This is a genomic window from Salegentibacter mishustinae (assembly GCF_002900095.1).
Lineage (GTDB): Bacteria > Bacteroidota > Bacteroidia > Flavobacteriales > Flavobacteriaceae > Salegentibacter > Salegentibacter mishustinae.
In genome coordinates, this window is sequence record NZ_LLKN01000001.1 from 427,357 (window position 1) to 451,179 (window position 23,823).

General features: G+C 37.3%; 19 protein-coding genes and 1 tRNA gene. 5 read left to right on the plus strand and 15 right to left on the minus strand.

Annotated features, from left to right (window positions below; all coding sequences use genetic code 11):
• Window positions 1-24: 24 nt before the first annotated feature.
• A complete protein-coding gene (gene gmd / locus APB85_RS01980; RefSeq protein WP_057480476.1) occupies window positions 25-1,140 on the minus strand; it encodes a GDP-mannose 4,6-dehydratase in 1,116 nt (371 codons plus the stop codon).
• 50 nt (window positions 1,141-1,190) lie between these two features.
• Complete coding sequence (locus tag APB85_RS01985; RefSeq protein WP_057480477.1) at window positions 1,191-2,189, minus strand: mannose-1-phosphate guanylyltransferase; 999 nt, start codon at window positions 2,187-2,189, stop codon at window positions 1,191-1,193.
• A 922-nt stretch (window positions 2,190-3,111) separates the two neighbouring features.
• Between APB85_RS01985 and APB85_RS01990 the strand changes: the two genes are divergently transcribed.
• Window positions 3,112-4,299: a proline dehydrogenase family protein gene (locus tag APB85_RS01990; protein ID WP_057480478.1), complete on the plus strand. Its 1,188-nt coding sequence runs from the start codon at window positions 3,112-3,114 to the stop codon at window positions 4,297-4,299.
• Window positions 4,300-4,362: 63 nt separating this feature from the next.
• On the opposite strand, the gene APB85_RS01995 is transcribed toward APB85_RS01990, so the two are convergent.
• The 3 genes from APB85_RS01995 to APB85_RS02005 all read right to left on the minus strand — a co-directional run bounded on the left by APB85_RS01995 (window position 4,363) and on the right by APB85_RS02005 (window position 7,218).
• A complete protein-coding gene (locus APB85_RS01995; RefSeq protein WP_057480479.1) occupies window positions 4,363-5,805 on the minus strand; it encodes a phytoene desaturase family protein in 1,443 nt (480 codons plus the stop codon).
• 45 nt (window positions 5,806-5,850) lie between these two features.
• Complete coding sequence (locus APB85_RS02000; protein WP_057480480.1) at window positions 5,851-6,720, minus strand: SDR family oxidoreductase; 870 nt, start codon at window positions 6,718-6,720, stop codon at window positions 5,851-5,853.
• Window positions 6,721-6,873: 153 nt separating this feature from the next.
• Window positions 6,874-7,218 (minus strand): DUF1622 domain-containing protein, encoded by a 345-nt coding sequence (locus APB85_RS02005; RefSeq protein WP_057480481.1) that lies wholly within the window; start codon window positions 7,216-7,218, stop codon window positions 6,874-6,876.
• A gap of 379 nt (window positions 7,219-7,597) precedes the next feature.
• Between APB85_RS02005 and APB85_RS02010 the strand changes: the two genes are divergently transcribed.
• Window positions 7,598-9,394, plus strand: coding sequence for an AMP-dependent synthetase/ligase (locus APB85_RS02010; protein WP_057480482.1), 1,797 nt, complete (start codon window positions 7,598-7,600; stop codon window positions 9,392-9,394).
• Between the two features lie 191 nt (window positions 9,395-9,585).
• Here APB85_RS02010 and APB85_RS02015 read toward each other — a convergent pair whose 3' ends face one another.
• The 9 genes from APB85_RS02015 to APB85_RS02055 form a co-directional block, all read right to left on the minus strand.
• Window positions 9,586-10,065 (minus strand): RES family NAD+ phosphorylase, encoded by a 480-nt coding sequence (locus tag APB85_RS02015; protein ID WP_057480483.1) that lies wholly within the window; start codon window positions 10,063-10,065, stop codon window positions 9,586-9,588.
• A complete protein-coding gene (gene parS / locus APB85_RS02020) occupies window positions 10,065-10,574 on the minus strand; it encodes a type II RES/Xre toxin-antitoxin system antitoxin (RefSeq protein ID WP_057480484.1) in 510 nt (169 codons plus the stop codon). The genes APB85_RS02015 and parS overlap by 1 nt, the downstream gene beginning before the upstream one ends.
• 186 nt (window positions 10,575-10,760) lie before the next feature.
• Window positions 10,761-11,711, minus strand: a complete 951-nt coding sequence (gene rlmF / locus APB85_RS02025; protein ID WP_057480485.1) for a 23S rRNA (adenine(1618)-N(6))-methyltransferase RlmF — start codon at window positions 11,709-11,711, stop codon at window positions 10,761-10,763.
• A 191-nt stretch (window positions 11,712-11,902) separates the two neighbouring features.
• Complete coding sequence (locus tag APB85_RS02030; RefSeq protein ID WP_057480486.1) at window positions 11,903-13,777, minus strand: sensor histidine kinase; 1,875 nt, start codon at window positions 13,775-13,777, stop codon at window positions 11,903-11,905.
• A 251-nt stretch (window positions 13,778-14,028) separates the two neighbouring features.
• Window positions 14,029-14,460, minus strand: coding sequence for a CHY zinc finger protein (locus APB85_RS02035; protein WP_083482165.1), 432 nt, complete (start codon window positions 14,458-14,460; stop codon window positions 14,029-14,031).
• 376 nt (window positions 14,461-14,836) lie between these two features.
• Window positions 14,837-15,193 carry a BfmA/BtgA family mobilization protein gene (locus tag APB85_RS02040; RefSeq protein ID WP_057480487.1) on the minus strand — a complete coding sequence of 119 codons (357 nt, stop codon included), beginning with the start codon at window positions 15,191-15,193 and terminating at the stop codon, window positions 14,837-14,839.
• Between the two features lie 497 nt (window positions 15,194-15,690).
• Window positions 15,691-16,926: a site-specific integrase gene (locus tag APB85_RS02045; protein ID WP_057480488.1), complete on the minus strand. Its 1,236-nt coding sequence runs from the start codon at window positions 16,924-16,926 to the stop codon at window positions 15,691-15,693.
• Between the two features lie 224 nt (window positions 16,927-17,150).
• A tRNA-Arg gene (locus tag APB85_RS02050) sits at window positions 17,151-17,224 on the minus strand.
• 93 nt (window positions 17,225-17,317) lie between these two features.
• Entirely contained in the window at window positions 17,318-17,770 is a 453-nt protein-coding gene (locus APB85_RS02055) for a GatB/YqeY domain-containing protein (RefSeq protein WP_057480489.1), read from the minus strand.
• A gap of 131 nt (window positions 17,771-17,901) precedes the next feature.
• On the opposite strand from APB85_RS02055, the gene APB85_RS02060 reads away from it, so the two are divergent.
• From APB85_RS02060 to APB85_RS17455, 3 genes are read left to right on the plus strand one after another with little or no spacing between them, the layout of a single operon-like run.
• Window positions 17,902-18,801, plus strand: a complete 900-nt coding sequence (locus tag APB85_RS02060) for an alpha/beta hydrolase (protein ID WP_057480490.1) — start codon at window positions 17,902-17,904, stop codon at window positions 18,799-18,801.
• A 24-nt stretch (window positions 18,802-18,825) separates the two neighbouring features.
• Window positions 18,826-21,033: a glycoside hydrolase family 2 protein gene (locus APB85_RS02065; RefSeq protein ID WP_229792189.1), complete on the plus strand. Its 2,208-nt coding sequence runs from the start codon at window positions 18,826-18,828 to the stop codon at window positions 21,031-21,033.
• Window positions 20,996-21,424: a malectin domain-containing carbohydrate-binding protein gene (locus APB85_RS17455; protein ID WP_229792190.1), complete on the plus strand. Its 429-nt coding sequence runs from the start codon at window positions 20,996-20,998 to the stop codon at window positions 21,422-21,424. Before APB85_RS02065 ends, APB85_RS17455 begins: the two co-directional genes overlap by 38 nt.
• A gap of 102 nt (window positions 21,425-21,526) precedes the next feature.
• Here APB85_RS17455 and bglX read toward each other — a convergent pair whose 3' ends face one another.
• On the minus strand, window positions 21,527-23,800 hold the full coding sequence (gene bglX / locus APB85_RS02070; RefSeq protein WP_057480491.1) for a beta-glucosidase BglX: 2,274 nt from the start codon (window positions 23,798-23,800) through the stop codon (window positions 21,527-21,529).
• Window positions 23,801-23,823: the final 23 nt, after the last annotated feature.

The following is a 23,823-nucleotide window of genomic DNA, read 5'->3' on the forward strand; positions in this document are numbered from 1 at the left end:
CTAGTTCTGGGTGACGTTTACAGGTTACTCGAAATAATTAAGAGTTTGATATCCTTCTTCCTTAAGGTATCGGTCTTTTCTCATCAACTCAACATCGCTCTTCATCATATCTTCTACCAATTCCTTAAGATCATACTCTGGTGTCCAGCCCAATTTTGTATTTGCTTTTGTAGCATCCCCTATTAAGAGATCTACCTCTGTAGGACGGAAATATTTAGGATCTACGGCAAGCACTTCTTTACCTTCATCCAGCAGAAAATCAGGATTTGAGCAGGAAACCACATAGGCTTTCTCATCAACCCCTTCACCTTTGAATACAAGTTCAATTCCAACTTGAGCAAAAGCCATTCTTACGAATTCTCTAACCGGAGTTGTTTTACCGGTAGCGATCACCCAGTCTTCAGCCTCTTCCGCCTGCAGGATCATCCACATCATACGCACATAGTCCTTGGCATGCCCCCAGTCCCTTTGCGCATCCAGGTTGCCCAGGTAAAATTTATCCTGTAACCCTAGAGCTATCCTTGCCGCTGCTCTTGTAATTTTCCTTGTTACGAATGTCTCACCCCTTAATGGTGATTCATGATTAAAAAGAATTCCATTGCAGGCATACATCCCATAAGCTTCACGATAGTTCACTGTGATCCAGTAAGCATACATTTTCGCTACAGCATATGGAGAGCGTGGATAAAACGGTGTAGTCTCAGATTGCGGCACTTCCTGCACCTTTCCATAAAGTTCTGAAGTAGAAGCCTGGTAGATACGAGTCTTTTTTTCGAGACCTAATAAACGAACCGCATCCAAAATTCTTAAAGTACCAAGCCCATCGGCATTTCCTGTATATTCAGGAATTTCGAAAGAAACATGAACATGGCTCATCGCAGCAAGGTTATAGATCTCATCGGGCTGAATCTCCTGGATCAAACGGATAAGGTTCGTGGAATCTGTCATATCTCCGTAATGAAGGATAAAGTTCCTATCCTCTTCATGTGGATCCTGGTATAAATGATCTACCCTATCAGTATTGAACTGAGAAGATCTCCTTTTAATACCGTGAACTATATATCCTTTCTTTAGAAGGAATTCACTCAAATAAGCTCCGTCCTGCCCGGTCACCCCGGTGATTAATGCTACTTTTTTCATTTTATTAAACTGAGAAGCTTAAAGCGATACGCAATAAGCTGAATTTATAATTAAACTAATGCAGTATTTTCGTTCTCCAGAAACTGGTAAACCTTTTTCACATCCTGTGACTGCTCTCTTGAAAGGACAAGGTTCGCATCTGGGGTACAAACCAGGATAGAATCCTGAAGTCCCACAAAAGCAGAAAATTTTTCTGAGCCAATGACCATATTCCCCGAATCATCTACAGGATGCCCCTGTTCTTTCAAGTAATCGTAAACAGCTTCAAAACTTCCCATATCGCTCCATTCAAAGTTTGATGGAACCACTTTAATCTTTTCGCTTTTTTCCATCACCGCATAATCAATACTAATCGCGGGAATTTCAAGGGAACTTTCCTCTTCCAGGTTTCCATCTTTAGCTTTCTGCCAGGCATCCAGCGAAGCTTTATAAACCTCAGGGCTATATTTTTTTAATTCTTCCAGGAAAATACCTGTTTTAAAACAAAACATTCCACTGTTCCATAAGAATTTGCCCTGCTTTAAAAAGTCTTTAGCGGTTTCTTCGTTGGGTTTTTCGCGAAAAGAAAGTACCGTTTCATCTCTATATTCAATATAACCAAAGCCCGTTTCCGGTTTTGTAGGTTGAATTCCGAAAGTCACAATATTATTTTCTTGTGCCAGTTGGATAGCTTTTTGAACCGCAATAGAATATTCAGGGCCTTCCTGGATAATATGATCGGCTGGCGTAACCAACAAAATATCTTCTGACTGAGCACTAAAGGCCGCAAAGGCAATCGCCGGAGCAGTATTTCTTGGGGTGGCTTCTACAATATCTATATATTCTGTAAGACCAGCTTTTTCGAGACTTGCTGCAGACAAATTTCTATTGCTCTTATTCCCCACCACCACAAGTTTATCACAAAATGGAAGATTGCGCTTTACTGCTAATTCAAACAAAGAATTTTCGGAAAAAATTTCTAAATATTGTTTCGGTCTGGATTTCCGGGAAAGCGGCCAAAGCCTGCTTCCTACTCCCCCTGTTAATAATATGTGATTGATACTGCTCATTTATAATTATGTGATATGTATTCGCAAAAACTCAAAAGCATAGCTATAAACATTTTATAAAATGCTCTACTCTGACAATTAAAACTTTAGATTTTTTTACCGCCGGAATGCGGTTTGGATTTACACCATAAACATTTTTAACTCTTTCGCAATGTAGGGTGTTGCGCAAGCAGGGTGTTATTTTTTAGTAGGTAGTCTTTAGACTATAGTCCGTAGACGGTAGATTTGGTTTTTATTCGGTTATCGGTTATCAGTTGTGAGTTCTCAGTGGTCGGTTGTCGGTTGATTAATTTAATAATCTAAAACCTTACGACTGAATACGGCTTCGCCACAGTGAGTCACATTTTGACTCTCGCTAATCTTAATTTTATGTTAATTTCACTCTAATCTTTTGCGAATATAAACAGCTAAGTTTAGAGAAAATAACGGAAAACCGTAATGAATATGTGCTTTCCGTTAAGGCCGCAAAGATAAACGATCGCAGAAGGTTTAAACAAGCCTTATTTGTTAAAATTTTTAGGAATTAAGATAGTTTTGTTTTACATTTTTTTAACTGTTTTGAAGTCAGGGATTTATTCAGATTTACAACAAAATACTTCAGGTAAAATTAGGAGGTACAGAATAATTTAGACGGAAGCTTAAAAACCGCAGCAAGGAGTAAGTGATATTGAATTTAACGACCTTTAAATAGAAAAGTTTAGGTTCAGTTAAGAAACTTCAATTTTAAGCCAAAAAATCTTCTTATAATTTCGCCACACCCCTCACCCTACTCCTAAAATTCTTAACATATTAAGAGATTTCATTAACGCTTTTTATATTCCATTTCAAATTAATCTGAACTCTTTTCGCAATAAGCCGATCGGTCGGTTAAAGTTTAGCTAAACCACTTTCCTTAAACTACTTTAAAGGCTAGTTTTGAAGTATGATTGAGAAGAAAATATTTAACGATACAGCGACAGCATTTAGATTAAAGTCTGATTTAGAACTTAATAGAGCCTTACTTCTATTTAATGTAATGGGAATACCTTCCCTGATTAAACCGGGAATTTTATTGACCAAATTTTCCCTCAAGGCTAAACTCCCAATACAACCACTAATTAAGAATACCATCTTTGACCAGTTTTGTGCAGGAACCAGTAAGGACGATTGCAAACCGGTTATTAAAGAAATGCACGAAGTAAATCTCTCCAGTATTCTTGATTATTCGGTAGAGGGAAAGAAAACCGAAGAAGAATTTGATTCGGCATTTCGGGTGAAAAAAGATCTTATAAAATTTGCCAAAGAAGAAACAGAGATTCCATTTGCTATTTTTAAACCAACAGCACTTGGTAGCTTCGAAATTTGGCATAAACTCAGTTCCCACGTTAATCTTGATGATAAAGAAAAAGAAGAATGGGAGAAAACAAAAGCGCGGGTTGAAGGTCTTTGTGAAGAAGCACACAAGCAAGGCGTCCGTTTATATGCAGATGCTGAGGAGAGTTGGATGCAGGATGCAGCCGATGATCTTATGGAGGAAATGATGGAAAAATATAATACCGAAAAGGCACTTATTTTTAATACTTTTCAATGTTACCGATGGGACCGACTGGATTATCTAAAAGAGCTGCATACTAAAGCCAAGGAAAAAGGTTTTAAAATTGGAGCAAAGATAGTTCGCGGTGCTTATATGGAAAAAGAGAATAAAAGAGCTAAAAAGTACGGGAAGAAATCTCCTATTTGCGAAAGTAAAAAAGCTACCGATCTTCATTTCAACAATGTCCTGGCTTACTGCCTTGATAATATCGATGACATCGCCGTCTTTATAGGAACTCATAATGAAATGAGCAATTACCTGGCGGTACAGATCATGGAAGACCAGGGAATCGCAAAAGATGATCCCCGGGTATGGTTTAGCCAGTTATACGGAATGAGTGACCAAATTAGTTATAATCTTGCCAGCAAGGATTATAATACAGCGAAGTTGGTTCCTTTTGGTCCGGTTAAAGACGTGGTTCCTTATTTATTAAGAAGGGCCGAAGAGAATTCTTCTGTAGAAGGACAAACCAATAGAGAGTTGAATTTACTTAGAAGAGAAAAACAAAGAAGAAAAGTAGCTCCGGAAGCGAGTTAAAATTCATCACTTAGTATAAATAAAAAGTTCGGCTGGAAAGTCGGACTTTTTTACTTTTTAATTTTAACTGAAATGATCTTTGAACACTTGTTTAGCTGCATTATAACCACCCATTCCGTGAACGCCTCCCCCGGGAGGAGTTGAAGAAGAGCACAAATAAACATTATCATTAGAAGTCTTATAAGGGGAAATTTTAGCTACAGGTCTTGTGAATAATTGGGTAATATCCTGCCGCCCGCCGTTGATATCGCCTCCCACCAAATTAGGATTAAAAACTTCCAATTCCTTAGTGTTCATAGTGCTTTTAGCAAGTATCAAATTTTTAAATCCCGGGGCAGCCTTTTCAATTTGATTTTCGATAATCCTAGTACAATCTTCTTCACTGCCATTAGGTACATGGCAATAGGCCCAGGCAGTATGTTTCCCCTCCGGCGCCCTGGTTTTATCAAAAACACTGGGCTGAACCAATAACACATAAGGATGTTCCGAAATTTTTCCTTCAGCTGTAAGTTGTTCCGATTTTTCCATTTCCTCAGGACTAAATCCAATGTGAATGGTACCTGAGCGTCTACATTTATTACTTGTAAAAGGAATAGGACCGTCTAATGCCCAATCTATTTTGAAAACTCCGGCACCATATTTATAATTTTCTAAACGTTTTCTATAACTCGAACTTAGATCCAGGTCATCAATTTGCAACAATTGCCGGGGTGTGAGATCATAAATTTGAATTTTACTTTCGGGAAGTTCAGAAACTTTTTTGATTGGAGTATTTAAAACCATCTCTCCGCCCAGGTCTTTATAATAGTCTAATAAAGCTTCAATTAGTTTTCCTGCCCCTTGTTTAGGAAATGGCCAGCCATTTAAATGCGCCATCAATCCAAGCACTACCCCGAAAGACGAAGAAAACAAGTTTGTTAATGGTAGGGTAGAATGTGCAGCTGCGCCATAAAACAAAGCTTTAGCATCCTCCTCTTTAAAAAGAGAATTGGTCAGAAATTTAGCGGACGGAAAAGCCTTTAAGCCAAACTTTAAAAATTTTATAGGATGAGAAGGAATCCCCAATGGGCCAAGTACATCTTCTCCAATATCGTCCCAGTTTTCGACTAAAGGCTTCATAAAATGAATATAACTATCCCTATCCTTTCCTAGCTGAGCAGCGGTTTTTTCAATGCTTTTATAACAAGCTACTGCCTTTCCGTTCTCCAGGGTTTGGGAAAAAGGAATCTCCGGGTAGATCCATTCTAAACCATATTTTTCTAACGGAAGTTGCTGAAAAAAAGGAGAACTATAAGCCATAGGAAGCACCGTCGAACCGACATCATGTTTAAAGCCTGGCAATGTAATTTCAGCCGTTTTTGTTGCGCCGCCTGGAACAGATGATTTCTCGTAGATTACCGTACTCAAACCTTGCTGCTGTAGGTGTATAGCAGCGGCAATACCATTGGAACCACTACCTATAATAACTGCATCGTACTTTTTTAAATGTGGTTTACTGTCTTCCATTTTGTGAAATTAATTGGAATTAGTGCTGAACTTTTTAGAGCTACTTTACTCTATATTGTCCAGATCAATTTGATTCAAATAATCCTTAAAAGTTAATGTTCCGCGGGATTGGCCTATCATATCATTACTCATAATGTAACTGAAGTAATCCAGCTTATGACCCAGGTTTTCTTTAGCAAAAAGCTTTGGGACTTCACTACCTGATTTTGCTATGCTCTCCGGTACCTTAATTATCTTCCCTCCTATTTTTTCCTGAATCATCACAGCCATTTCTTCTCGGGTATGAATTTTTGGACCACCTATTTCTGAAATTTCAGGTAATCCAGTAAAATTATTGCTTATAAAGTTCGCCAAATCGCCGTGAAATATACTATTAGTCTTAGCCTTTCCATCACCAACGAGCGGAATCACCTTCTTCCTGGCCATAATAATTAGATCGTGTAAACCGGAATAAAACCCAACAGGTCTTATTATGGAATAATTGAGTCCTGAATTCTGGATCTCCTTTTCCGTTTTTCTATGGGTGCCAGGAATTTTAAAATCAGATGCGGTATCTGCCCCCATCATGGAAACATATATAAACTTTTTTACCCTATATTTTTTAGAATCTTCCAGTAGATGACTATTAGCCTTGTAATTACTTTCATAAAAAGTATCAGAATCCGGATGAAAAAGGCTGATGGATTTTCCCAGTGCGGAGACCACATAATCCATATCTCTGGTGATTCCTTCTAGTTTACCTTTATCTTCACTGGCATCCAGGTAATGGATATCTTCAACCTCTCCTTTGAGCTTCTCCAGGCCTTCTTCGGAATGGGTTAACGCTCTTATTTTAAAACCTTGAGACTTAAAATCTTTAAGAAGTTTGAAGCCCAAAGCGCCCGAAGCACCGGCAATTAAAATTGATTTAGACATTTAATTTATTCGAAATTAGAAAGCACGATCTATTTTCTAAAGTTAAGTAATGCCAAAGGAAAAAGGCGACATCTTATGATTTTGGAAAGAAATTATAGGAAAATTTTAGACTTTTCAGAATTATAATCAAAATCCCATTGCAGTGTTCAATGTTTAATTCTTGTTTTTCTGCCAGGGAAACTTTCCTTCTAATTCAACCTGGAGTGAAAGACTTAAAAAGGTTCTAATTAAAACGATTAAACCTAAAATAAATACCGATTTTAATGTTGGTGTTGTGACCACGGTAGCCATTATATCTGCAGCAATTAATATTTCCAGTCCTAAAAGAATAGATTTCCCAACCGACTGTCGCAGCTCTAAATAACTATCCGGGTTCTTACTTCTAATTGAAAACATAAATTTCCCGATGGAATATAATGAGCCAAGGAAAATAGTTAGTACCCCAATTGTTTCTGTAATTTTTGCAACATAATCAATATATACTTCAATGTTTCCCATTACTCAATTTTGATTTCCGATTAAGTAAACCCACGCTTTCAGCTAAGAACAAGGAAAAATCAAGACGCAGGTATTCTAATTTAGACTGTTTTGATAATGAAGTTAATTATTTTCTTGAAAAATTCAAGTCTATGGAAGATAATCCTTATTGATCTGACACGAATGGATTAAAATAAACATTACAATTTACCCAAGTGAAGATCGGCTTGAAATTAGTGTGATTTTGAGATTTTTATTTTCTTACCACAATATATCCGCACTTCCCTGGCGCTAATTGCTTGCAGAAGGTTCTAAATGGTAATTCCACTCGTAATTAATTGTACATTTGCAGCCTTAAAAAAGGGAGTATTCTATTTTAATTTGAAACCAATAGCAGTTTATGGATAATAAACACTTAGTAGAAGTTATAAAACAAAATACCCAACGTTTTAAAAGCAAGAATGCCTTTTATTATAAGAATAACGAGCTTGATAAGTGGGAAGGCATCTCCTGGTTAGAATTTTATAATCGTGTAGAAAAGCTGTCTAAAGCACTCTTAAATTTTGGAATATCAGAACAGCAAAAGCTTGCTATTTTTGCCGAAAATATGCCTAATTGGATCATTGCAGATCTTGCTATTATGAGTGTAAAAGCGGTAAGCGTTCCAATTTTTGCGACAAATTCTACAAAGGAAGCTGAATATATTATCAATGATGTCGAGGTAAGCCTGCTTTTTGTTGGCGATCAAAGTGAATATGATAAGGCTTATGAACTTCTGGAAACTTCGGGGCATTTAAAATTAATTGTAGCCTTAACAAATACGATCAAACTTCAACCTTCAAATAAATCTATGTATTTAGAAGATTTTGTTGCGGTTGAATCTACTAAAGAACTCGAAACCGAACTTCAAAAAAGATATTACGAGCTCGATTTAAATGATATTGCAAGTATTATTTATACCTCGGGAACTACCGGCGAACCAAAAGGGGTTATGTTGGATCATCATAATTTTGCAGGTTTTTTAAAAGCCCATGAATCTGAAATAGACCTTTCGAAAGAAGATGCTTCCTTAAGTTTCTTACCCTTAAGTCATATTTACGAACGCAGCTGGGTGTTCTTTTGTTTAAATACTGGAGTTGAGGTTTATTTTAATCAGGACCCTAAAAAGATAGCAGAGGTTTTAAAAGAAGTAAAACCCACGGTAATGTGTACCGTGCCTCGTATTTTTGAGAAAATTTTTGCAGCAATCCAGGAGAAACGAAAAGAAGCTTCCCCGGCTAAAATGAAGCTGGCAAGTTGGGCTTTAGGAATTGGTAATAATTATTATAACAAGCACAAAAGACTCGAAAAAAAGGTGCCATTGGCTTTGCAATTGAAATATAAAATAGCCGATAAACTAGTGTTGAGTAAATTGAGAGAAGTATTTGGGGGGCGTATAAAATTTATGCCTTGTGGAGGTGCTCCTTTAGCGGCAGATATGGTTTCGTTTTTTCATTCCTTCGGCCTTAATGTTAAATGTGGCTATGGATTAACTGAAACTACCGCAACCGTTACTTTTTTTGGCGACACCCATTTTGAATTTAATTCTGCCGGGAAACCCCTAAAAGGCACTCAAATTAAAATTGCTGAAAACAACGAGATTTTAGTAAAAGGTCCCGGGGTAATGAAGGGATATTACAAAAAACCCGAAGCTACGGCCCAGGCTTTTAAAAATGGTTGGTTTCGTACCGGTGACGCAGGGAAAATAGATGAAAAAGGCAACCTGGTAATTACCGATAGGATAAAAGATTTAATGAAGACTTCCGGCGGGAAATATATTGCTCCCCAAAAATTGGAAAGCGCCTTAATTAACGACTCATTTATCGAGCAAATTGCCGTAATTGGAGATCAGCAAAAATATGTTACTGCATTGGCTGTGCCCAGTTTTGAGAATTTAAAGAAATACGCCTTAGAGCACAAAATCAGCTTTGATAATGTAGAAGAATTAATTCATCATAACCAGATTAAAGATCTTTTTGAAAGACGATTTGAAGAGCTTCAAAAGGAATTTTCTAAATTCGAGAAAATTAAAAAGTTCACCTTGCTGTCTGAAGAATTTAGCATAGAATCAGGAGAAATTACAGCCACCTTAAAATTAAAACGAAAGGTAATTCAGAAAAAATACAAAACGCTTATCGATAAAATGTATTCAGAATAAGAGTTTTTGGGCCCTGGCTAGCAGCGGTTCTAAATAGCATTTAGCCTCAACGCTTACGTATATTCGTCAGTTATAGTAATGAAGATACCGATTTGCCCGATTTAGTGTTTTTATTTTTAATTTCTATAAACTTTCTATCAGCTGAATGGCCGCAATTGCGAATATTCGATAGTGGCACTAGTTTTTTTAAATTAATCTTTTTTGGTTTGTTTGAAACGTTCATCAAACTTTAAAGATTTTTTCGATACAACCGTTATCTTTTTAGAATCAGGGTGATTTGGATTTATTAGATAATTATATTCTGGCTTTACAATGCTACTTGGTACTTTTAAAACAGCAGCTTCATTATCATTTACAAAATCATCACCTATAAATTGGGTTTCCAGAATTGGAGGTTTGAAATCCCAGTTTTCTGGTAAATCTTTATGTTTTAGTTCGAGTATTTCTATATCATCGGGAATATCAATTTCCACATAATAACGATCTGTTGGCAAGTCTTCGTTTAGATCTAAATGAACAGAAACCTCTAAAGTAGCTAAAGCTCTTGATTCTGATGTATAGACTAGATACGTATTAAAACTATTCCATCTGTATCCATCTGTACGAGCTGCTCCAATTCCTTTTAGTGTAGTTTCAAGATATTTTTTTCTTTCTATCCTATATACTCTCATTAGGCTAAATTTCCGTATTCAAGTCTATTTAAAGTATTTCGAACTTCTTGAATTCCAGTTAATGAATCGAATAGGCTTATTGGTGTTGCTCCACCCAATGAGATGTTGGGTTTTTGTAACCAACGTTGAAATTTTTCCTTTTCGGAATTGAATACATTTAGTCCAAATTCTAACAATTCTGTTAAAACTAAAATAATTTCACTATCTCTACCACTTAATAAATTTTTATCTCTCTTTCCTTTATTGTAAGTGGTTTGTGGTAAATCCAAAAAATGAAGTACTTGTTTAATAGATAAATTGGATTTATCACTAACAAATTCAATGGATTCATAGGGTAATCCTTCTCTTATAAGAGAAACTCTTTCCATCCTACTACTCCAAACATATGAATTGTCAGATACTTTAATAGTCCATTTTTGACTCTTCGCTTTTCTAGTCGCTTTAGCGCGCTGAACACTTCTTTTTGGATTAAAAGATTTGTTTCCTGATTTTTTATCCTTAACCGGCATAACAATAAATTTGCTGTTAAATTACAGCAATATTACTGTAAAAGCAAATATTGTTTAAAAATTAGTATCAACAGGTTTTGGTGAGCCTTCATATTTATATAATTATAAGCTATTGCATTTTTACAAAAGTAAAATTATGGTTATGAGCCGTTTACCCGTTTGGATAGAATTTCACAGCTGTAGTGCTTACCACGCTTCTGTCCATAGCTTTTGTTCTTTCTTTGAAAGGAATGTCCAGGCTACAATTCGGCTGCTTTTATTGCCGGTTCCCATCTCAATGGTTTTAGACTGAGTGGGTTTTACTTTTTCCAGTAATTTATAAATACCCTTAAGGTTAGATTGCTTTGATACCAAAGTTGAAAACCAGAAACAGCTTTTAGCAAATTCTTCACTTTCGAGAATCATGTTTTTGATGAATTGATATTCTCCTCCTTCGTAGATAAGTTCATTTTTAGCTCCTGAGAAATTTAGTTTAGCTTCATTTCTTTTATTCCCTGAGAGATTCCTTACTTTTCGTCGACTACCTCTTTGAGCGTCCTCAACAGAGGCGTGAAAGGGTGGGTTGCAAATAGTGAAATCAATTTTATCTTTTTTATCGATTATGCCTCGAAAAATTGCAGCCGGATCTTTTTGTAATCTACAATCCACTTTGTCTTTTAAAGATGGATTTGAATTGATAATTTGCTGAGCTGAGGCAATTGATTTGGGATCAACGTCAGAAGCTATAAAGTTCCAATCGTATTCTGTAACGCCAATAATAGGGTAGATACTCGTTGCTCCCACTCCAACATCAAGACCACAAATTTGACTTCCTTTTTGTATTTCACCGGCATTGCTTTCGCTAAGCAAGTCAGCAATATAATGAAGGTAATCAGCCCTACCTGGGATGGGTGGGCATAAATTCTCATCAGGGAACTCCCAATTGTTTATACCATAATAATGCTTTAGGAGCGCTTGATTTAAAAGTTTTACTGCGATTGGATTTGAAAAATCTACTGAATCCCCTCCATATTTATTGGGCTTAATATGGTTTTTTAATTTTGGAATAGCATCTACCAGAGCTTTCAAGTCATAAGGATCCCGGTTTCTATTCCGCTTATGAAGACTTGTTTTGATTGATGGATTTTTTGATGGCATAGGATGCTGAGGTTTCTTAGATGTGCATTAGACAACACTTCATGCGTAACAGTCCTGCTTATGGCCATTTGGCCAAGAAAGGGACGTGGATCTGTCGGCTTAGTATTGGTTTGTTGGTCAAGTTAAATATTTTCTTTCTAAGGCTGCAGGCTATAGGCAAAATTATTGATCGAGTCCTTAACTAAACCAAATCATCGAGCAAAATCAAATTCAATATGGGTTCCATCTTCTACACGTTCCCTCATTTTCCCATTGAGCTGTTGAGTAAGTAATTTCACCAACTGGGAACCAAAACCGGTACCTATGGGAGCAAGCCCCCTGGTTTTACCTACACCATTATCCCTAATTTCTAATTTTAAGTTCTGGTCGCTATCTTTTTCTAAACTGATATTGATAACGCCTTTTTGTTTTTCAGGAAATGCATATTTAAGTGCATTAGTAAGAAGTTCATTTACAATAAGACCAATCGGAACTGCTGTATCCACATCTAGTTCCAGGTTATCCATCGCACATTCTATTTTCACTTTATCTGCTGCATTAAAACTATCTAAAATACCTTCACTCAGATTGATAAAATAATCCTTCATTTCAATACTTCCAAGATTTTCTCCCTGATATAATTTCTGATGAATAATTCCCATAGACTGCACCCTGTTCTGGCTGGCTATCATAGCGTCTTTAGTGGCCGGATCCTCTATTTGAGCCGATTGCAAAGCGATTAAGCTTTTCACCATTTCCAGGTTATTCTTTACGCGGTGGTGTATTTCTTTCAGCAATAATTCTTTTTCGGCATTTTTAGCCCGTATAATTTTAGTGGCTTTTTTATTCTTGTAGAAGAAATAAAGTAAAGAAAGCAGAAACAAAAGCAATAATGAGGCTATCACGATAAAGAGCGTTTGCGTCTTACTTTTTTGTTCGATCAAAGCAGCTTGAGATGCCAGGGCTTCATCCTTTTTCCCGGTTTCATACTTTATAGCCATTTCAGATTCAATACTACTAATCTTGTCCTCAAGCATCTTTTCTGAATTGGCATATGCTTTTTCTCTATAACGCAGGGCATTTTCAAAATCGTCTAACTGCCTGTAAGTTTCCGATAGATCTAAATAAGGTTGAACGATACCAATTTGACCTTTATCTTCATAAGCGCTCACCCCGGCTAAAAGGTGGTCTAAAGCCTGCTCATATTCTTCCTGCAACAAATAAATTTTCCCAATTTCGGTACGATAAGTGGCGCAACGTTCTTCTCCAATATGTTCTACACAAAGTTCCCAGGCTTTTAAATAATCTTTTAAAGCATTCTCATAATCCTCTGCTTTAATATATACGTCACCGCGATGGGAATATGCCCTAACCGGTACAAAAATTTCTTCCGGAACTTTTGTTCTAACAATTTCCAGGCATTCTTCTGTTGCCGCGTAGGCTTTTTCATATTCCCCCAATTCCCCATATCCAATAATTAAATTGAATTGGGCGATGGCTAAAGAACTGTAATTCTTGGTTTTCTCTAATAAGGGAATCGCCTGGTTTGTGTAGGTTACAGATTTTTCAAAATCTCCAGTCACGCGATATTTCACCCCTAAAGTACGATAAGCACTTCCAAGGCCCGCATCGTCATTTAATTCTTCATATAAGTCGATTGACTTGAACAAGACCTCCTGGGCTTTTTCTAATTCTCCTGTATTTAGATAATCAATGGAAAGAGACCTGTAAGCATCAGCAATTTTCTTTTTATCATTCGCTTTTATATGATAATCCAGTGCTTTTTCTGCGTGATACACTACTGAGTCTGGTGAAAAAACCCCATTATAAGAATGCCAGTTCGCTAAAGATTCGTGAACCTGGGCAGTTATACTATCTGGCGCCGATTTTAAACTACGCTTTAAAGTGTTTAGTGCTATGGGATGAAATTCTTCTAAATGCTCTCCTGAGGTCTCGTGAGAGCGCATCCAGTTAAGGCTGGAGTCTATAGGCTGATCCTTTAGATCAGTTGCGCTTAAATTTTTGGACTGCGAAAAACCGAGCCCGGAATAAAAACAAACCATTACAATTTCGAAAATTATTTTCATAGCTATTGAAATACTGGGAACAAAGTATCATAGCTATGAATATACAACAATCTCCTTTAAAATTTACACGAATAATTTTATAAAGATCTGGATACCAGTTATTTTTCTGTATTGTTAGATTACTATAGAAGAAAATATATTATTGTATTAAGTGGAAAGCGGTATAGTTCTCCCGTTTTATTGTCGAATTTTTCGGAAAATATGACCTATGTATCTGGCCAGTTAATAATTAAACAGCCTAAAGAGTATAATTAAGCATCGTCGGTTTCAAAATACAAATGATAATGATTACTGCATCCCGGGTTAAAACTAGCTTCACAATTTGGGCAGGTATTACTAGATTCCATGTATTCATTGATACTAAGTTCGTGGCCACAAACACCACATAAAATGGCTTTTTCTGCAAACTCAGTTTTAGGCCATACCTCGTGTTCGTGATTAGCCGCTTCTTCGTGACATGAAAAACAGGGATAATATTTATCGCAACATTTAAATTTAATAGCGATTACATCCAGTGCTGAATGCCAATGTATACAACGAGTTTGTTTGTCTATAGATTGGCCATAAACAGTAGTCCCGTTAAGCTGAAAAATATTAGTAGATTCCGGCATCTTTTCCTGGGCATAAGTTGCGTTGAAACAATACAATACTATTAAGAAGTTGATTAGGTACTTTATTTTCATTATTTGATAATTCATTTCAAATATTAAGGAGTTATAGTTCCCCATAAAGTTTCAAAAGTAAGTATTTCGTAGGTTCTATTTCAAGATTGGCAATTTACTTTTTTCATCTTGAGCATTTTCCTTTTGATTTTAAAATGTATTCAATCGTAAATACGAATGAAAAGAAGATTTCTTTCATTTTTCATTTACTTCTTCCAGCGCCTTCGCATTACCTTTTGATGCTGCTGTATTTTCAAGCTTTGAAATTATAGAGGAGCAATAAATAGCCTGCCGGTTTATGTGCTCCGGTTAATTTCAAAGCTTGTTTCTTGAGCAGCAAAAGGGAAGGTTTATGGAAAAGATTTCTAAAGAAAAAATAAAATCTGAATCGGGGAAATTACTTGTAAAAATCCGGATGGGTATCGTCTTCCTCGTAATCTCTTTTTCGATTCTCGTAATTATTTTTAGGATCTGCAGCTTCCATCAGGGCCTCCAAAATTGATAAAGTTGGGTTTACTTTGTTCTTTTCCATATCTTTCGTTATTGCGATCACTGCATTGATCCTCCTCTTAATAATATTTTCAATTCGCCTGCCGGTAGGTCCAAAATTTTCTTTGGGAGAAATCTCGTTGTAAAAGAAAAAATCCAGCATTCCTGCCATTGCCTCCGAATGTGTTTTGTAATGTGTTCGAGAAAATTGCTGAAAGCGTTCGGCTATTTTCTTTTCGATAGTAATGTTTTTAACCTCTTTCATAATTCAGTCTTTTTTAAGGTTTACTGGTTTTTTGAACCATTTTATAGGGGCTAAGAGCCCAAAACCAGTAAACCCTGTTTTATTTATTTTTTTTTATTATTCTTAATTACCTGATAATCAGATTATAAATCAGGAAAGGTAATACTTAACGGGGCTCTGCCCGTTATCCTCTTGCTCTACCTTTTCGTCCCACAGGGACAAAAACTTCAACTATTAAATCGAATTTAATAGCGCGTTAAATAATTAAAAAGTGAAACGTGTTTTTTAAGATTGGAGAAGAAAATATTTGAATAAAATTGTATTGATAAGGAAGAATTATGGAGAATTGTGTAAAACAAAAATAGATGATAAAAACTAAATCCTTTGTTAGAAACTTAGTAGGATTGATAAGCGTCTAATTTTAAAGTGAGGCAATTATTACCTCTATTGCCCCACTTTAAAGATTGCTTTAAGATTAAAATCGTTAAACCTGTTTTCTCTGAACAGAAAGGTGAATTCTAATTATTCTCCCTATCATCCAATTTATCCTGCAGCTTCAACATATCTTCACTCAATTTATTCTCTAGTACCCTGGCATAAATTTGAGTAGTAGCAATTTTTGTATGCCCCAATAATTTAGAAACTGTTTCAATAGGCACCCCGTTTGCCAAAGTAATGGTGGTTGCAAAAGTATGCCTGGCCATATGAAAGGTCAGATTCTTTTTAATTCCGCAGAAATTCGCAACTTCTTTAAGATACTGGTTAACTTTCCCGTTTGAGATTTTCGGAAACAACTTATTTCTAATCACCGACATTGGATGATCTTCATATTTCTCTAATAATTGTAAAGCTTTTTTGAGAAGCGGTACTTTTACAGGGGTATTAGTTTTACTTCTTTTAGTAAAAATCCACTTATTATTATCCATTCCCGTAAGAATGTTGTTTTCACTTAGTTCCAGGATATCTGAAAAAGGGATCCCGGTATAACAACTAAAAACAAATAGATCCCTAACCCTATCAAGACCATCGCTAGCAAAATCAAAGTCCTCAATTAGTTTCAACTCATTGGCGTTAAGAAAATCCCTGCGTTTATCTTCAAAAGTAGGTTGCCATCTTACAAATGGATCTTTATCTACCCATTCAAGATGAAAAGCAAGAGTTACAATTTTTCGGAGTCGCTGAGCATGTTTCATTACTGTATTATTAGCCATACTATTAATGTGCCCTTTTGGCCAATATTTAAAAAGGAATACCGCGAAGTCATTAATAAATTTATAGTTGAGTTCGGACAGATAAATATCATCCGATTTAAATTCCTGCTTTAAGTACTTTCGAACATATTTTTCTGTCACATTAAAATTCCGAATAGAACCTGCGGCCAGGGTAGCTTCAATTTTTACAGCATGATAATCAATAGCATTAAATAAGGTTTTACCCTTGGGTCCTTCCCCCAAAAAGTTATTTTTAAGTAGCTCTGAAGTGATCTTCTTATTTTGAAACCTATGATCCTGATAATTTTGAAAAATCTTTGTTCGGGTTTCTTCAATAAATAGATTACCGGCCTGGGCGGCTTTAGATTTCCCATTTAGCCTTTGGGCGTTCGCATCCCATAAATCTATTGGAACTTTGTATTTCAGGCTAACATTAACCTTTTTTCCATTTATGCTAAGTCTTACATAAAGTGGCGCTAAATTGTGCTTTGTTCTGGCAGTATAAGCCCAGAAATTAATCGAAAAAGTTTGTGAAGTACGCATAATAATCGTCTTTAATGTTAATAATTAAAAGGACGAAGTCAAAATCAAGCACTCATAAACCATTGAAAACCAAAGCGTCAACATTTTTACGGCTTGAAATCTGTGTTGACGATCTGTGAACTTTTAAATATAAAAAATCCATTTCAAATATAATACACAAAAACATAAAACCCTGTAAATCATATGATTTACAGGGTTTTGATAATTTTTGATAGTTACTTTAGTGACCCCGGCAGGATTCAAACCTGCAACCCTCAGAGCCGAAATCTGATGCGCTATTCAGTTGCGCCACGGGGCCTTATTTAGTTAGCAGTTAGCAGTTAGCAGTTAGCAGTTAGCAGTTAGCAGTTAGCAAAACTAAGAATATTTCTTTTCAAACTTATTTTGAAAATTACTTACTCAATTTCTTCTTAACAATGGTAGAAATGGTTTTACCATCGGCTCTACCGGCTAGCTCAGCACTTGCCATTCCCATCACTTTTCCCATATCCTGCATTCCGCTGGCTCCGGTTTTAGCGATAACTTCGTCTACTTTAGCTTCAATCTCAGCTTCGCTTAATTGTTCCGGTAAAAAAGACTCGATCACAGCAGCTTGCTTTTCTTCAGGCTCTGCCAAATCTGGTCTGTTTTGTTCTCGGTATATCGCAGCACTGTCTTTACGCTGCTTTACCAATTTTTGCAGAAGCTTTAACTCCTCATCTTCGGTTAAACCATCTTTTGCAGAACTTTCGGTATTTGCCAATAAAATAGCTCCTTTTACCGATCGTAAAGCTTCCAGCTTTTCGCTGTCTTTAGCTTTCATAGCAGCCTTCATCTCTGCCATTACTTTATCCTGTAAACTCATAGCTTTTAAGTGTCATTTCTGCGCAGGCAGAAATCTAATTTCAGCAGCGAAGATAAAATATTAAAATTAAATTCCCCACTTATTCTCCCTTCAAAATTAAGTATCTTGAGGCTTCAAACATAGCTTTTATTATGAAAAACCTTTTTATTTACACCCTTCTTTTTCTAAGCTTTTCAATTTCAGCGCAAGAGCGATTTATAGAGGATTCTTTTAAACTCAAAAAAACAGAAACCAAAACTTACGTAACCAAAAATGGCGAAGCTTTAAAGCTGGATATCTATCAACCTAAAAATGATACCATGCAACAAAGGCCTGTGATTATATTTATGCACGGTGGCGGATTTGCGGGTGGTACACGAACCAATCCCGCCGAAGTTAAATTTGCAGAAAAAGCGGCCAAGAAAGGTTATGTAGCCGTACAGATATCTTACCGGTTAACCCGAAAAGGACAATCTTTTGGTTGCGATTATGAAGCCGCAGGAAAAATGAAAACCTTTAAACTGGCTGCCGAGGACTTTATAGATGCAGTTAGTTTTATGGTGAAAAATAAGGACGAATACGGCATAGATACTTCCAAAATAATTGTTGGTGGAAGCAGCGCCGGGGCCGAAGCGGTTTTAAACGCCGTCTATAACCAAAGGTTAATGTTTCAGGATACTTCTAAATACAAAAACATAGATCTTGCCGGGGTTTTCTCTCTTGCCGGCGCAATTGTAGATGCGCGATATATTACTGAAGAAAACGCCGTTCCCGGAATATTTTTCCACGGAACCGAAGATAATTTAGTGCCTTATGCAACCGCACCTCATCACTGGTGTGACCCGGGCCAGCCGGGATATATTATGCTAGACGGGTCAAGAACAATTACCCAAAAGCTGGCAAATTTGAATACCGCTTATATGCTTTATAGTTTCGAAGGCGGAAAACACGAACATTCAGGAATGCCTTTTGACTATTTACCGGAAGTTTTTGAGTTTTTCAACTCGGTGTTTTTGAATGGTGAAAACCGGCAACTCGAAGTCTGGAAATAAGAAAACTCGTTCAAAATTATTCCTATGAGATCTGCTTACTATTTTTTTATTCTAATTTTCCTGTGGAGCTTTAATCTTGCTGCGCAACGAAATATCCAAACCATAAATTCTGCCTGGGAGTTTTCTTCAGAAAAAAACGAAAAAACAAAAGTTGTAAATATTCCACATACCTGGAATGCCGAAGATGCTTTTCGCGATGGCAAGGAATATTTCCGCGGAAAAGGAACTTATAAAAAGTCGCTTTTTGTTCCGCAGGAATGGCAGCAAAAACGAGCATTTTTAAAATTTGAAGGTAGCAATCAAATCACTACTGTGTATGTTAATGAGGAAAAAGTAGGCGAACATCGCGGCGGATACACAGGTTTTGTTTTCGATCTTTCTGAAGCGCTAAATTATGGAGAAGCAAACCAGCTACGAATCGTAGTAGATAATGCTCACAATACCGATATTCCTCCGCTGGATGCCGATTTTAACTTCTACGGTGGAATTTATCGTGATCTACAACTTATTCTCACTAACCAAATCCACTTTGAATTAGAAAATGAAGCCACCGGGAATATGCTGATTAAAACCCCTGAAGTGTCGGCGGAAAAAGCGCAAATCACTTTTGAAACCAAAATCGTAAATCATTCAAAAGTTTCTAAAGACCTCCATGTTAGTGTAGATATTTTTAATCCTGAAAAGCGAAAAATCGAAAGTTTATCCAAAAAAGTTCAGCTCTCTTCGGCTGAAACTAAATCGATTAATTTCAGCAAAGTAATTACTGATCCTGACTTATGGTCACCAGATTCTCCAAAACTTTATGAAGCTGTAGCAAAGATTTCTGAAGAGAATTCCAAAGAAATTTTAGATGAAATAGATTCCAAATTCGGACTACGATGGTTTGAGGTAAGTACTGAAAAAGGTTTCGTTTTAAATGGAAAGCCTATAAAACTGATTGGAGCGAACCGTCACCAGGATTTTGAAGGTTTAGGAAATGCATTGCCCAACTCTATCCATAGATCAGATTATAAAACCATAAAAGAAATGGGCGCAAGTGTGATTCGTACCGCTCATTATCCGCAGGATCCCGAAGTTTATAAAATTTGTGACGAACTTGGGTTATTGGTATGGACCGAAGTTCCCGTAATCAACGATGTCACCGATACCAATGCTTACCACGATGTTTCGCTTAAAATGCAGCGCGAACAAATCCTTCAATTCTATAATCATCCTTCCATAGTAATGTGGGGACTTATGAATGAGATCTTTATCAGGCTGGTTTTTAACAACCAGATGACTGAAGAGGAGAAAGAAGCCAAAATAAGAACTACGGTAGCCCTGGCTGAAAAACTCGAGAAAGAAACCAAACGTCTAGATCCCGATCGTTTAAGTGTGATGGCCTTGCACGAAAACAAATTATACAACGAATCTGGCATTGCCGATATTCCCGACGTAATTGGCTGGAATTTATATTTTGGCTGGTATTCTCCCGGCCTGGAAAGTTTTGGAGAATTTTTAGACGAACAACACAAGCGATACCCAAACCGCCCCTTATTTATCTCTGAATACGGTCCCGGCGCCGATTCCAGGATCCAGACGGATGAGCCAAAACCCTGGGATTATTCTGAAGCTTACCAGCTGAAATTGCACCGCAGTTATATAAACCAGGTGCAGGAACGCGATTACGTATTTGGAATGACCGCCTGGAATTTTGCCGATTTCGGTTCGTCTTTCCGGCAGGATTCGAGGCCTTATATTAACCAAAAAGGTTTGGTAAATATAGACCGAAGCAAAAAGGACATCTATCATTATTACCAGGCCAGGCTTTTGGAAGAGCCTTTTATATATATCGCAGGGAAAAATTATAAAAATCGATATCCAAAAGATGCAAATGATAGCTTAAGAATCACCGTATTTTCAAATGCTGAAGAAGTCAAACTAGAGGTTGATAATACTGAATTCACTTCAGAAGTCGAAGATGGCATTGCCATTTTCGAACTTTCGCTTCAGGAAGGAAATCATGAGTTAATTGCTACAGATGATACAGTTTCACATTCCCGGGAAATTGAAGTGAAATTCAGAAAAAATCTTGTTGCTGAAATTGATCAATATGCGATACTGGTAAATGTAGGCACTCACGTAAATTTTACCGATGAATCAACCGGCGAAACCTGGATTAGCGACCAGGAATATAAAGCAGGCAGCTTTGGATATGTTGGCGGAAGTGTTTATCAAAAAAAACAGCAGTAAATTTCAGGGAACTGCTTCAGATATCCAGGGCACAGAAAACGATCCGCTTTTTCAAACTATGCGTGAAGGCATCGAGGCTTATAAATTCGATGTAGAAAAAGGGAAATACCGCGTCACCCTTCTTTTTGCCGAACCTGAACACAATGCTTCCGAAGAAAATATTTATAACCTCAGTGAAGCTGAGAAAAAGAATATAACAGATTTAAGAAGTTTCGATATAAAAATTAATGGAAAAACACTTTCCAGAGACCTCAACCTGGCCCGGGATTGTGGCAGGCTTCAGGCTGTTGAAATTTCTTATGAAATAAAAACCGATGCCGGGATTGAGATTGAATTCGACGAGAATTCGGGCAAAGCATTGTTATCTGGAATTAAATTAGAGAAATTGTAATAAGTCTTTTTAAAGCACTTGGAAATAAAAAAACCCCGCCGCAGCGGGATTAGTAAGCCCCAGGACAGTAGGGTGTCCCAGGGTTTTGCATCAATAAAAAATCTACTCCTCTACCGTAAATTCATTGGTAAATTCGTGGTCTGAACTTCCGGCTACGAAAAACTCGAATTCGCCGGGTTCTACTACAAATTCCAGATCTGCATTATAAAATTTCAGGTCTTCAGCGGTAAGCTCAAAACTCACATCTTTTGTTTCACCTTTCTTTAAACTTATCTTTTTAAACGCTTTCAATTCCTTCATTGGCGGCGTAATACTTCTCACCTTATCGTGAATATACAACTGCACTACTTCTTCCCCATCAAAATCACCGGTATTGGTAACCGTAGTGGTAATAGTAATACTGCCATTTTTGTTTAATTTATCACTACTTGCTTTTGTCTCCCCGTATTCAAAATCGGTGTACGAAAGTCCGTATCCAAATGGCAATTGCGGGGTATTTTCAACATCCAAATAATTAGACTTGAATTTCTGGAATTCAGAAGGTGATGCTGCAGGTCTACCTGTGGTTTTCATTCGATAGTAAATTGGAATTTGACCAACATTTCTTGGCCAGGTAGCAGTTAACTTTCCTGAAGGATTATAATCTCCAAAAAGCACATCGGCTATAGCATTTCCGGCTTCTACACCTGGATGCCAAACCTGAAGGATACTTACCGGCATATCCATTTCTTCGGAAATTACCAACGGACGGCCACTCATTAAAACTAAAACTACAGGCTTCCCGGTTTTCACGAGTTCCCTAATCAATTTCTTCTGACTATCAGGAATATTTAAATTGGTACGGCTGGCAGCTTCCCCGCTCATTTCGGTAGCTTCTCCAACCACAGCCACAATTACATCGGCATCTTTAGAAACCTGTAAAGCTTCTTCCATCATGGCTTCAGGAGTTTCTTCTGAAATTTCAATCCGCGGACCAAAAACATTTACATTTTTAGCAAAGGTAGTATCGTTACTAATATTGGCTCCTTTTGCATAAGAAATTTTAGCATCTGGAGCTACATTTTTTATCCCTTCCATCACCGGAACTGAAAGCTGAGGATCCCCGGTTGGCGCCCAGGTGCCAAGCATATTATTCTTATTATTTGCCAATGGACCAACCAATGCTATTTTTGCATCTTTAGCTAAAGGCAGTGTATTTTCATGCTTTTTCAAAAGCACAAAAGAACGTTTTGCCGCCTTCCTCGCTACTGCCCTATTTTCTTCGGAAAGAATGTCTTTTTCTGGTCTGCTTTCATCTGAATATAAATATGGATCGTCTAAAAGCCCCAATTTATGTTTTGCTTCCAGAATTCTACGAGCCGCTTTGGTGATCTGTTCTTCGGAAACTTTACCTTCTTCTACAGATTTCTTGAGGGTGGTTAAAAATCCTTCTCCAACCATATCCATATCAAGCCCCGCGTTTATAGCCAAAGCCGAAACATCCTGCAGGTCTCCCATTCCGTGAGCGATCATTTCATTTACCGAAGTATAATCTGAAACAACAAAACCTTCAAATCCCCAACGCTCGCGAAGTAAATCGGTAATCAACCATTTATTCCCTGAAGCAGGAACTCCGTGAATATCGTTAAAAGAAGTCATTGCGCTGGCAACACCTGCATCTACTGCTGCTTTATATGGTGGTAAATATTCATTGAACATTTTCAATTTACTCATATCTACCGAATTATAATCCCGGCCGGCCTCAGAAGCTCCATAAAGCGCTAAATGCTTTACGGTAGCGATCATTGTATTGGGCGCAGTAAAATCATCTCCCTGGTAACCCTCAACCATTGCTTTCGCAACCTGTGAACCCAAATAAGGGTCTTCCCCGGCACCTTCAGCAATACGACCCCAACGCGGATCACGAGCTATGTCTACCATTGGCGAGAAATTCCAGTTAATCCCATCGGCGGTGGCTTCTTTTGCTGCAATTTGAGCGGTTTCTTTTATCAAATCCATATCCCAGCTGGAAGAAAGTCCCAGAGGAATAGGAAAAGTGGTTTTATATCCGTGAATAACATCAGAGCCAATTAGCAACGGAATTCCAAGACGGGAATTCTCAACGGCTAATTTTTGGGCTTGTCTTACTTTTTCAGGGCTGGAGACACCAAAAACGCCACCAACATTTCCTTCTTTAATTTTGGTTTCTACGCCTTCACTTACTACAGATCCTGTGGCAACGCCACCACCGGGTGTTACGAGGTTTAACTGACCTATTTTCTCCTCCAGGCTCATTTTTCCCAGTATTTCTTCCACCTCCGGAATTTGCGTTTGCGCCTGTAACACAGAGGCTCCTGCCATAAGGAATAGGCTAATTGACATATAAATCTTTCTCATATCGATTGGTTTAATTAATTCTC